9 protein-coding genes and 1 pseudogene are annotated in these 10,302 nt (G+C 68.4%); 4 read left to right on the plus strand and 6 right to left on the minus strand.

Annotated elements, in window-relative coordinates:
* Window positions 1-586: 586 nt before the first annotated feature.
* Entirely contained in the window at window positions 587-2,125 is a 1,539-nt protein-coding gene (locus RWR81_RS10685; protein ID WP_314457614.1) for an aspartate kinase, read from the plus strand.
* Window positions 2,122-3,201 (plus strand): aspartate-semialdehyde dehydrogenase, encoded by a 1,080-nt coding sequence (locus RWR81_RS10690; protein WP_314457623.1) that lies wholly within the window; start codon window positions 2,122-2,124, stop codon window positions 3,199-3,201. Before RWR81_RS10685 ends, RWR81_RS10690 begins: the two co-directional genes overlap by 4 nt.
* 126 nt (window positions 3,202-3,327) lie before the next feature.
* Here the strand turns inward: RWR81_RS10690 and RWR81_RS10695 are convergent.
* The 3 genes and pseudogenes from RWR81_RS10695 to RWR81_RS10705 form a co-directional block, all read right to left on the minus strand.
* A pseudogene (locus RWR81_RS10695) lies at window positions 3,328-4,070 on the minus strand (potassium channel family protein).
* Window positions 4,071-4,294: 224 nt separating this feature from the next.
* Window positions 4,295-4,903 (minus strand): DUF998 domain-containing protein, encoded by a 609-nt coding sequence (locus tag RWR81_RS10700; RefSeq protein WP_314457625.1) that lies wholly within the window; start codon window positions 4,901-4,903, stop codon window positions 4,295-4,297.
* A gap of 20 nt (window positions 4,904-4,923) precedes the next feature.
* Window positions 4,924-5,469 (minus strand): MarR family winged helix-turn-helix transcriptional regulator, encoded by a 546-nt coding sequence (locus RWR81_RS10705; RefSeq protein WP_314457627.1) that lies wholly within the window; start codon window positions 5,467-5,469, stop codon window positions 4,924-4,926.
* A 168-nt stretch (window positions 5,470-5,637) separates the two neighbouring features.
* Between RWR81_RS10705 and RWR81_RS10710 the strand changes: the two genes are divergently transcribed.
* Window positions 5,638-6,015, plus strand: a complete 378-nt coding sequence (locus tag RWR81_RS10710) for a thioredoxin family protein (protein ID WP_314457629.1) — start codon at window positions 5,638-5,640, stop codon at window positions 6,013-6,015.
* Window positions 6,016-6,175: 160 nt separating this feature from the next.
* Window positions 6,176-7,117 carry a macro domain-containing protein gene (locus RWR81_RS10715; protein WP_314457630.1) on the plus strand — a complete coding sequence of 314 codons (942 nt, stop codon included), beginning with the start codon at window positions 6,176-6,178 and terminating at the stop codon, window positions 7,115-7,117.
* A gap of 174 nt (window positions 7,118-7,291) precedes the next feature.
* Here the strand turns inward: RWR81_RS10715 and RWR81_RS10720 are convergent, their stop codons facing one another.
* From RWR81_RS10720 to RWR81_RS10730, 3 genes are all read right to left on the minus strand, one after another.
* Window positions 7,292-7,999, minus strand: a complete 708-nt coding sequence (locus RWR81_RS10720; protein ID WP_314457632.1) for a hypothetical protein — start codon at window positions 7,997-7,999, stop codon at window positions 7,292-7,294.
* Complete coding sequence (locus RWR81_RS10725) at window positions 7,992-9,191, minus strand: AAA family ATPase (protein ID WP_314457634.1); 1,200 nt, start codon at window positions 9,189-9,191, stop codon at window positions 7,992-7,994. The genes RWR81_RS10720 and RWR81_RS10725 overlap by 8 nt, the downstream gene beginning before the upstream one ends.
* Before the next feature lie 128 nt (window positions 9,192-9,319).
* Window positions 9,320-10,302: aminotransferase class III-fold pyridoxal phosphate-dependent enzyme (locus RWR81_RS10730; RefSeq protein ID WP_314457636.1), on the minus strand; the 983-nt coding region annotated here is incomplete at its 5' end.

The raw sequence follows: 10,302 nt of genomic DNA on the forward strand, positions 1-10,302 counted from the left end.
ACTTTCGCCCCCCGGATCATCTAAGGACAGGGGCAAGACACCCGTGCCCACAGCAACTGGCCCAGCCCCGGACCACCCGGGACCACCAACAAGGTAACGGGCGACTCGCGCGCGAAGGACGTGCGGCGGGGCCCTTGGGAGGGTTTCGAGTAGTGTTCAGGTGGCGTTCGAGTGGGTTGTCAGCAGTGTCGTTCGAGGCAGGGCTTTCCCTGTGGTTCCAACATTCCGCAATCTCAAGTCACTACTCTCAACATTCTAGAGTAGGTGTGAGTGGGGGCTCCCGGGCTCGCATCACTTCGACCAAAACTTCAGAAACGACGCGGCTCCGGGTCGTTTCTGAAGATTCTGTCGAAGTGTGGGGCGAGGGTCGTGTGGGGCAAGGGCCGCGCGCGCCGGCGCTGTGATCTCAGAGCTGCGTGATATGTCGGCAACACGGTGCGTCGTATGCTTGCTTCAGCCACGCCGTCGTGGGCTCCGCGCGGCGACGGCCCCATAATCCCGGACGCCCCTGCCCGGACGCCCGCAACCGGCGTTGAGCACCTGATGCTAGACACGCACTGATGACAAGGACCCGAGGAGCGCCCCCATGGCACTGGTCGTCCAGAAGTACGGCGGCTCGTCCGTCAGCGACGTCGACGCGATGCGACGCGTCGCCCGGCGCATCGTCGCCACCCGCCAGGCCGGCAACACGGTCGTCGTCGTCGTCTCCGCGATGGGGGACACCACCGACGAGCTCCTCGACCAGGCCGCCGCCCTGACCACTGACGCCCCCGCGCGCGAGATGGACATCCTGCTGTCCGCCGGCGAGCGCATCTCCATGGCCCTGCTCGCCATGGCCGTCACCGAGCTCGGCGTGCCGGCGCGCGCCTACACCGGCGCCCAGGCCGGCGTGCTCACCGACTCCAAGTACGGCAAGGCCTCCATCGTCGGAGTGCTGCCGGAGCGCGTGGCCCGCTCCATCCAGACCGGCGCGGTCGCCATCGTCGCCGGCTTCCAGGGCATCAACGAGGTCGAGGACACCACCACCCTGGGGCGCGGTGGCTCCGACACCACTGCCGTCGCTCTGGCCGCCGCCCTCAACGCCGACGTCTGCGAGATCTACACCGATGTCGACGGCCTGTTCACCGCCGACCCCCGCATCGTCCCCACCGCCAAGCGCATCGAGTCCCTCTCCAGTGAGGAGACCCTGGAGCTGGCCGCTCACGGCGCCAAGATCCTCCACCTGCGCGCCGTGGAGTACGCCCGCCGCTTCGGGGTGCCGCTGCACGTGCGCTCCTCCTTCTCCGACAAGACCGGGACCTGGATCTACGACGGTCGCCGGCAGGGCGCCTTCGTGCCCTCGGTCGTGGCCGCCCAGCTCGACGATGTCGTCGCCGCCGACACCGTGACGCCGAACAGTCCTGCGACGCCGCCCTCCCCGGCCAGCGCCGGCACCCCCGCGAGCCCGGCGAGCCAGGGGGACTCTCCAACGGCCTCCGCCTCGCCCTCAGACCCCGCCGGGCTCGACGACGGGCCCTCGGCCGCCGCCGTCGACACCGCGCACCGCAACGCCATCGCCGCGCGGGCTCAGGCCCGCCCCCGCCCGTCCGCCAAGGAGGACCACGTGGAAGCCCCCGTCATCTCCGGAATCGCCCACGACCGCAGCCAGGACAAGATCACGCTCGTGGGCGTGCCCGACGTCCCCGGCGCCGCCGCCCGCATCTTCGCGATCGTGGCTGGCACCGACGCCAACATCGACATGATCGTCCAGGACGTCTCCGCCGAGGGCACGGGCCTGACCAACATCTCCTTCACCTGTCCCGACGGCGACTCCGCCGCCGCCCGTGCCGCCCTGGAGGGCGCCCGCGAGGAGCTGGGCTTCCGCAGCCTGCACTTCAACCCCGACATCGGCATCCTGTCCCTGGTGGGGGCCGGCATGCGCTCCAACCCGGGGGTCTCGGCGCGCCTGTTCGGCGCCCTGAGCGAGGCCGGGGTCAACATCCACATGATCTCCACCTCCGAGATCCGCATCTCGGTGGTGGTCGACGACGCTGTGCTCGACGAGGCCGTGCGCGCCGTCCACTCCGCCTTCGGCCTCGACGCCCAGGCCGCAGAGGCGGTCGTCTACGGAGGGACCGGACGATGAGCAATCCCGTGAACACCTACACCGGAGTGGCCGACGGCGTCACCGTCGCCGTCGTGGGGGCCACCGGCCAGGTCGGCCGCGTTATGCGCGCCATGCTGGCCGAGCGCGACTTCCCCGCCCGCTCGGTGCGCTTCTTCTCCTCGGCCCGCAGCGCCGGGACGGTCGTGGACTTCCGCGGCGCCCAGATCGAGGTCGAGGACGTCGCCACCGCCGACCTGAGCGGCATCGACGTCGCCATCTTCTCCGCCGGGGGCGCCGCCTCGCGCGAGCACGCCCCCCGCTTCGCCGCGGCGGGCGCCGTCGTCGTCGACAACTCCTCGGCCTGGCGGAAGGACCCCGAGGTCCCGCTCGTGGTCAGTGAGGTCAACCCGCACGCCCTGCGCGAGCGCCCCAAGGGCATCATCGCCAACCCCAACTGCACCACCATGGCGGCCATGCCCGCCCTTAAGGTGCTGCACGAGGAGGCCGGGCTCATCCGCCTCATCGTCTCCACCTACCAGGCCGTCTCCGGCTCGGGGCGGGCCGGGGTGGCCGAGCTGGCCGGGCAGGTGCGCGCCGTGGTGAATGAGGACATGGAGGGCCTGGCCCTGGACGGGCGGGCCGTCGAGTTCCCCGCGCCGGAGGTCTACGTCGACACCATCGCCTTCAACGCCGTGGCCTGGGCCGGTGGCGACGCCGGTGACGGCTCCGGCGAGACCGATGAGGAGCAGAAGCTGCGCAACGAGTCCCGCAAGATCCTGGGGATCCCGGACCTGCTGGTCTCCGGGACCTGCGTGCGCATCCCGGTGTTCTCCGGTCACGGGCTCAGCGTCAACGCCGAGTTCGAGCGCGAGATCAGTGTGGGGCGCGCCCGCGAGCTGCTGGAGGCGGCTCCCGGAGTCACCTACCAGGACGTGCCCAGCCCCCTCAAGGGCGCCGGCCGCGACGGAACCTTCGTGGGGCGCCTGCGCGCCGACCAGGCCTTCGCGCCGGGCCACGGCCTGCAGTTCTTCGCCGTGGGGGACAACCTGCGCAAGGGCGCGGCCCTCAACGCCGTCGAGCTCGCCGAGCTGGTGGCCGCCGAGCTGCGGGGCTGAGCAGCCTTCTTCCGCCGAGCCGGGCAATCTTCGCGTAGGGCAGCCGTTCTTCGGCAGGGCTGCGCGAGAAGTGCCCGGCTCGGCGTTTGCCGGTGGCCGATGGTGCACCACGGCCAGTGGGTCCAGTCAGCGGCCCGATTCGCGTTCCGCCAGGAGCCGGTCGATGCGTTCGCTCAGTTCACCGACCTGCCGCTGCAGGGCCGCCACCTGCGCCTGCGTCGCGGCCTCATGCTCGGCACTCTCCTCCTCGACCAGCGAGACGATTCACGAGGCCAGGGTCGCCGTGACCACGCCGATGAGCGCCACCCCGCCGATCATGAGCAGTGCCGCGATGAAACGCCCCTCCGTGGAGACCGGGAAGGTGTCGCCGTAGCCGATGGCGGTGATCGTTGTCAGAGCCCACCACAGGGCCTGGCCGAAGGTTCGGATCGAGGACCCCGGCTCATCTCGCTCCGCTTCCAGTGTGGCCAGTGCCGAGGTGAAGATGAGCAGCCCGGCGCTGCCGGCCGTGTACAGGGTGATGCGCCCGCGCAGCGCGGTGCCGGCGCTGTGCTGCATGATGCCCACCAGCGTCACCGGACGCAGGAGCCGCAGCGGCCGCAGGACCGGTAGGACGAGTACCGCCAGGTCCGGCAGATGGCGGAGGAACCAGCGGCCCCGATTCGGTGCCAGCACCAGGCGGACCAGGTAGTCAAGGCCGAATACCGCCCACACGGCATCCATCACCAGCTCGGCGGCGCGCCCTGCGCGTTGGTGAGCACCTGCCAGGCGAAGGCGCCCAGGAAGACGACGGCGGCGCCGGCCAGCGGCCACTCCGTCGCCCGCTCCCACGCCCGCAGCCGAGTGCCCGTGCTCTCCTTGGTCGGCATGCTCCGAATAGTAGAGGGTGCCCGCCCCGGCGCCGTGCCGCCCTCGCCGACGGGGACAATCCGTGCCGGGCGGGGGCGTTCGACGCCGTCGGGGACAGAAGTCCTGCACCCGGCTGCGTGAAGTGTCCCCGCCCGGGAGAAAACGCACCCGGCCGCGCGGGGTGTCCCCGCCCGGCGTGAGGAAGAGCGGGAGGGAGGAGGGAGGCGGGGTGAGTCGGGGAGTGTCAGGCCAGCAGGAGCCCGGCTGCGGCGCCGAGGTAGAAGACGTGGACGGCCAGTAGGAAGATCCGCTCCGAGATCCCGAAGGCGAAGGGCTTCAGGCGGCGGATGACCAGTGCGGTCACCAGGGCGATGAGCGCGGCGGCGGTCACCCAGCGGGTCGCTCCGAGGGAGGACACCAGACCCCGTGGCGCGATCGGGGTCAGCATCCGGACGATGTTGCCCATGCAGGAGTAGGCGATGGCGAACCACGCGATGGCGGCCACCAGGTGGAGGCGGCCGATGAGGGTGGTCGGCTGCCCCTCGACGTCGGTGGGCAGGAACGGCAGTACCGTGAAGATGACGGCCAGGACCGCCAGCCAGAGTGTCACGCCCTTCTCCGGTGTTGACGGTCCGAGGGCGATGGCGCCGGCGAGCGTGGCCCAGAACACCGCCGAGGTCCAGGTGATGGCGGTCGCGAGCCGGCGGGTCGGTCCGACGGCGTAGTCGCTCACGGCGTGCTGCACGATGTTGTAGTCGCTGGGGACGAGGTGAAGGGCGATGAACATGGCCAGCCGCGCGACTCCCAGGACGAGGGTCAGGCCGGCTAGCGCGGTGGCGAAGGTGAATGTCATTGACTCGGCTCCTTCATGAGTTACGGGTGAGTGGGTCGGGCGTGGGTTCGATGGCGGAGCGCCGGCTGCGTCCGTGGTGGGTCTCTGTGACCCCGCCCAGTAGGTGCTTCCCGCGACGATGATGTCGGCTTTTCTGACTGGGCCGGCTGCGGGGCTTGCACGGTGCGCACCTCGTCGTGCAGGGCCCGGATCGTGCGCGCCAGTTCCTGCGGGTCCAGGCCGATGGCTCGAGCGTTGTCATCCAACGACGAGCCGAGTTCCCGGGAGCAGCGTTTGAGGAGCCCAGCGCCCCGGGCGGTGATGCGCAGATGGCGGACGTGGCCGGCGCCTGCAGGTGCGGTGTTCTCGATGAGCCCGGCCTCGAGCAGATCACGGATGATGCCGCTGACGCCGGGCTCCGAGACGCGCAGCGGTCCGGCGAGCTGACGTCCTGTGATGCCTGGGTGCTCGGCGACGATGACGAGAGCGGCGTAGCGGTTGTAGGTCAGTCCGTGGGGGCGGAGTCTCTGCTCGGCCCAGCGGTCGAGCGTGAGTACCAGATCGTGCAGCTCGTACGCGAGATCCATGGGAGCATCTTAAGCACTTAAGTTATGAGGGCGCAAAGGGAGAGGCGAGGAGACGAAGGTTCGGCGCCATCGGCGGTGGAGAGCGGGCCGTGCCAGGAATAGGGTGGGCCCTGAAGGCGTTGGCCGCAGTGGAACCGATCAGTATCCGCAGTCTTGAAAGGAACGCTCATGGCCACCAAGAACATCACCGGCCCCGAGTTCAAGGACACCATCCATGGCGAGGGCATCACGCTCGTCGACTTCTGGGCCTCCTGGTGCGGTCCGTGCATGCGCTTCGGCCCCATCTACGAGAAGGCCTCCGAGGCCAACCCGGACATCACCTTCGCCAAGGTCGACACCGAGGCCGAGCGGGACCTCGCCGGGGCGCTGGGCATCTCCTCGATCCCCACGCTCATGGTCTTCCGTGACAATGTGCTGGTCTACCGCGAGGCCGGCGCCCTGCCCGCTCCTGCGCTGGACTCCCTCATCACGCAGGTGCGCGAGCTCGACATGGAGGCCCTCAAGGCCAAGATCGCTGAGGAGGAGGGTGTCGGCGCACAGGCATGACCGGGACTCACGCCCCTGAGCGAGTCCCGGGGGCGCTCGCTCAAGGCCCGGATCTCCGCAGTTGTCCGACGTCGCCCGGAGCCCTCTGGTTTCCGGGCGACGTCATTACCTGCTATCCGGCTCGCCCTGTCAAGGGCGGAACATTACGTTTTGATATCCTATGATGGCCCGCGTGAAGTTGGAGTCCCACGTCAGTCACGCTGTCAGAGCCCGATGGGCGGTCCCCGTCGGCTCCTCGGGCCGCGACGCGCTGGTGCGCCATCTGGTCTACGCCTTCATCCGCTCGGATCCCGAGGGGGCCACGGACTGGATCGACTCGACGGTCCCCACCGATCCGGACGAGCTGCGCACCATGCTCGACTTCCTTCTCACCGCCCGGCCCCCGGCGCCCCTGCCTGAGGACATCGCCGCTGACCTCGACACCCTTCTGGAGGCCGAGGCCACCGAGCGCGGCATGGTTGACGCCACCGAGATCCCGCCTCTGGCCATCACTGACCACGTGCCGGGCCTGCTGGGGCGCAACGTGGCCTTCTGGCGCGGCGACCTCACCCGACTGCGGGCCGGTGCCGTCCTCAATGCGGCCAACTCCGGCATGCTGGGCTGCTTCGCCCCCGGGCACCGCTGCATCGACAACATCATCCACGCCGTGGCCGGTCCCGCCCTGCGCGCCGAGTGCGCCCGCTACATGACCTGGGCGGAGACCTTCGATCCCACCCGCCGCCAGGGTGGGGAGCCGGCCGGTCGAGCCGTCTTCACCGGCGGCTACCACCTGCCCGCTCAGCACGTCATCCACTCGGTGGGCCCCATCATCGAGGATGGTCGCAGGCCCACCCTGAAGGACCGGCGCCTGCTGTCCTCGTGCTACACGAGCGTCCTCAACGTCGCACACGCCGCAGGGCTGGGCAGTGTCGGCCTGTGCTCGCTGTCCACGGGCGTCTTCGGCTACCCCAAGCGACAGGCCGCCCTGGTGGCCCTGGAGACGATCGGCCGCTGGCTGGCGGCCCACCCCGACTCCCGACTGCGCATCGTCATCAGTCTCAACGCCGACGTCGACGTCGCCGCCTACGAGGCCGCCCTCGCCCCACCGCCCTGGAGGCCGTAGGGGATGGGGCCTTAGTACCCCGCCGCCCTCAGCGCGCCTGAAGGGGCGTACTGCGAGAGGGGGCGGGGGTCACTGGCCGGGGGTTGTCTGTACTGTGCGGGACCGGGATTGCTCGTGGAGCACACCCGTCTCCCCGCCAGTAGCGCTCGGATCTCGTGCAGCGTCGGGTGGTCGCTACATCGACCGGGCGTCGTCGACGAACTGGTTCCAGGAGGCGCTGGCGGGGTTGTCGGGTTTAGCGGGCTCCTGCCCCACAATGATTCGCTCAGCGAGCTTTCGCGCGATCGTTGGGGAATCGGACTTGCTGTACTTGCGTTTGCCGTTGGTGTGGCGGTCGGTGAGACTCGTCAGGTAGCCGGCGGGATCCTGATGACTTTCCACGGGTTTCTGAGCGAACTTGAGATCCCGCCATGCGCCCGGCGCCAGTGTCTTCACCGCCTCAGGGAACAGTAGCCACCACGCCTCGGTCATTCTCACCGGCGTGACAGCGAAGACTTTCCATGTGCCGGCTCGTTTGGGACGCCCCTTCTTTGCCCTCATACTCTCAAGATTCTTGAGCAGTTGAGTGTGCCCCTCAAGACGGGGATCCTCTTTGTCGGCATCCTGATGAACGATCACGGCATGAACAGGACGGAGGGCATCTTGTGCGTCAATCACTGATCGCAGGCTTTCCATCCAACTCAGAACTGCGCCAGTAGATGCGCCCCGGGTTAACGAAGGAGGGTCCTTGCGAATTTTGATGTCGTATGCCTGGTCGATACTGCGGTTTAATGCCGGTAGAAGGGATTTAATGGCAGTTGCATCGTATGTGTGCTTACCGCCTCCGCCTTTTCCGCCTTCTCCGAAGACGAGGATGAGGGGTTTCCCGTGTCTCTTAGCCATGTTGTGGAACTCCCTCAAGAACCCCCGAGTACCAGAGTTCACCCAGTGGGCGCCCACTCGCCTCCTGAGCGGTTGTGAGCTCGCTGCTGGAGTAGACCGGGATCTCGGACTCACCGGTTGCAGGATCGCGGTCGCACAGGATCAGCTCCTTCGCAGTGAGCTGGTTGACCAAGGTGGGGGAGTGGGAGGCCGCAATGACCTGAGTGCGCCCAGAGGCCTGCCGCATACGGTCGACGAGGACATCCAGGGCGTAAGGATGCAGGCCGTGGTCGACCTCCTCGACGACGGTGAGTGGTGGTGGCGTCGGGTCGTGGAATGCGGCGAGCAGGGCAAGCATGCGGACGGTTCCGAAGGAGGCGTCCGCCAGCTCGATCGACTGGGTGAGTCCCTTTTCTCGGAGGGTCGTGACGACGGACAGCACGTCTCCGCCCCTGCTCGTGAACTCAATGGCCTCCAGTCCCGGTAGGCATTCCTGAAGGTCCTGGGTCAGGGTCTCGAACGCGTCAGGGTCCTCTTCGCTGATGCGTTGGAGGACAGTGGACAGATTGGCCGCCTGGGGGAGGAGGGTCTCGTATCCTGCCCGGCTTGGCTGACGCGCAGCTTGAACGTCTGGATCGAGGTACCTGATCGAGGATAGAAAGTTGAGGAAGCGACTGGGGCCGTCTCCTAGCCAGTCCGCATTGATGCGCGCAAAAGTTCCAAGCGCTGAGGATGATGAGTCCGTGAGGGTGAGAGAACTCTTTCGGTTTGCTGTTTTTCCTTCGACTTTCACTGCGTCGACGCCGTCGACGGAGAATCCTAGTCGCCGTCCCCTTCCCCGAGTCCGTTTGTAGGTGAACTCTTCTTTGCGGTGCAGTTCTGAGCCGTCCTGTTCCAAGGTGAGCGTGTAAACATCCGGGGCTCTTGTCGATGCAAAGTCCGTGATCTGTGCTTTAATAGTCAATTCGACGCCGCCGGTCCTGTCTGTGGATCGGTGGAGACGGTTAAAGCTCCCGTGGGCGGTGACTGCGGTGGAAATATCTGTCCGCGCCGAGTCGCGGATGAATCTCAGGATGGACAGCAGGTTTGACTTCCCGGATCCATTAGGGCCGACGAGGACGGAGAATCGTCCGAACTCGACGTCGACGTCGGCGAAGGAACGATAGTTCTTCGCATGTATCGATTTTAGGATCGGTAACTTATTGCTGTGCATGACATGATTATAGGAGCGTTGTTATTCAGTGTCTACGATATTGAGGTTGGTGGTGTGAGTTGAACGCATTCCTTGCTGACCTGATCGAGTAGGGGGCTGGTGCCTCATCCGGGTACGGAACGGACCTGTCAGCGCTGCGTGGCTCGGGTCTCTGCCCGGGCGGCGGCGCGGGCGGCCGCCGGGGCCGCGTTCGCGATCGTCTCCAGCTCCGCCTCGCCGTGCGCGGCCGAGACGAACCAGGCCTCGAAGACCGACGGCGGCAGGCCCACCCCCGCCTCCAGGAAGGCGTGGAAGAAGGGCCCGTAGCGCCAGGTCTCCTGGGCGCGGGCCGCCTCGTAGTCGCTCACGCCCTGATCGGCGGCCCGCTGCCCGAACATGAAGGAGAACAGCGAGCCCGCCCGCTGAACCCGGTGGGGCACGCCCTGCTCGGTCAGGGCCGCTGAGACCACCTCGCCGATGGCCTGGGCGCGCTCTGCCACCGAGGCGTAGACGGCGTCGTCGGCCAGCTGGAGCGTGGCCAGGCCGGCCGCCGTGGCCAGCGGGTTCCCCGAGAGCGTGCCCGCCTGGTAGACGGGGCCGGTTGGTGCCAGCAGGTCCATGACCTCCGCGCGTCCGCCGACGGCGGCCAGCGGCATCCCACCGCCCACGACCTTCCCGAAGGTCACCAGGTCCGGCACCCAGGCGGCGCGCTCGCGCCAGTCCGCGCCCGGCCAGGACGGGGTTGCGGCGTCGGCGGGCTCGGAAGGAGCGGCGCCGGCGGCGGTCCCGGCCGTGAAGACCGGCAGGTTGGAGGTCCAGCCGTCGACGGCCTCCAGGCCCCACCAGCCGGCCGGGCCCACCCGGAAGCCGGTGAGGACCTCATCGAGGATCATGAGCGCGCCGTGCTCGGCGGTGATGCGGCGGATCGCGGCGTTGAGGCCCGGTGCCGGCGGCACGATCCCCATGTTGGCCGGGGCGCCCTCGGTGATGACCGCGGCGATCTCGGAGCCGCGCTCGGCGAAGCAGGCCTCCAGGGCGGCGACGTCGTTGTAGGGCAGGACGATCGTCTGGGCGGCCACGGCCGTGGGCACGCCGGCGCTGCCCGGCAGACCGCCGGTGGCCAGGCCCGAGC

The organism is uncultured Actinomyces sp., from assembly GCF_963526355.1.
Lineage (GTDB): Bacteria > Actinomycetota > Actinomycetes > Actinomycetales > Actinomycetaceae > Actinomyces.